Raw genomic sequence first — 1,136 nt, forward strand, 5'->3', positions numbered from 1 at the left:
GGCACCGATATCTACACCACCTAATCCGCCAGAACCACCGATCAGGCCACCGACCAATTCAGCAATTTGTGCGATATCAATCTCGCCATTCCCGCCAATCAGGTTACCGACCAGCCCTGCAATCGCACCAATATCAATATTACTTGAACCGCCGATCAGGCCACCGACCAGTTGAGAAATTTTACCAATATCAATATTGCCCGTACTGCCGCCCAATAAGCCGCCTACCAGTTGAGAAATAGCCTCAAGATCCAGGCTGCTGCTATTGCTCCCCATTAAGCTCTTTAATAAGTTGGTGATCTGGGTAATATTAAAGCTACCGCCATTGGATTGGGTTAAGCTACTGATCAGGCTTTGAATATTTAAACTTGAGGCATTCGAACCAGAAAACTGAGTTAATAAATTGCTGAGATTTGTCGTACTCAGGCTGCTTCCAGAAAGGAGATTATTTAATAATGAGCTGACAGAAGGTTGAGTATTGGATCCGGTGAGATTGCCAATAAGATTGGTGAGGGTACCTGATGTCGTTCCACCGAATAAGCCGCCCAATAAGCTCTTCGTTTGGGTTTCGACGGTTAAAACAGGACTCACTTTTGTTTTTATCAAGCTTAAAAGTTTAGAAGCCATGACCGTTCCTTGAGTAATATTTTTGAAATGCGCTATTTTTGTTTTTAAAGCGCCTTTGTTTTAATCTATTTCTATACACTTGTAAAAGATGGGCGGTTAAGTCGTGTAGGGGCTGAGAGGAATAGCCTATCTGTTGTCGTGTTTACCCAATTTAAATAATTTAAAAATAAAGATTTAATTAAAAATACCGGTGGTGTTTCAAAAAGTATGCTGGCGTTAAACAAATCCGTTATTAAGGTAAAAGAAAGTCAAATCAAAGGCTTTAAAATGATTTTCGAGCTTTTTAGAAAAGTTGCAACTTCTCCTAAATCCACGCCTGATTCGATGACGAATTCTACAATTGTTACCTTCAATACCGACGGTAAAAAACTTACCGATCACTTGCTTGCAACATTGAAATGCTGTGATAAAACTATCCCAGTCATCACTCGCAATTCGAGCATATTGAACCCCAAGCTTTTTAAGTCTAGCTTTAAGACGTTGAACCGTTGCTAAATCCCGCTTACCCC

Annotated in this window: 1 protein-coding gene and 1 pseudogene; both read right to left on the minus strand. The window is 40.7% G+C overall.

All coding sequences use genetic code 11. The features are described from left to right. Nucleotides 1-627 (minus strand): annotated as a pseudogene (locus tag ACNPNW_RS06350) (hypothetical protein); the annotation flags it as partial. A 216-nt stretch (nt 628-843) separates the two neighbouring features. Then, nucleotides 844-1,136: IS1 family transposase (locus tag ACNPNW_RS06355; protein ID WP_448766761.1), on the minus strand; the 293-nt coding region annotated here is incomplete at its 5' end.

Source organism: Acinetobacter endophylla, assembly GCF_053543775.1.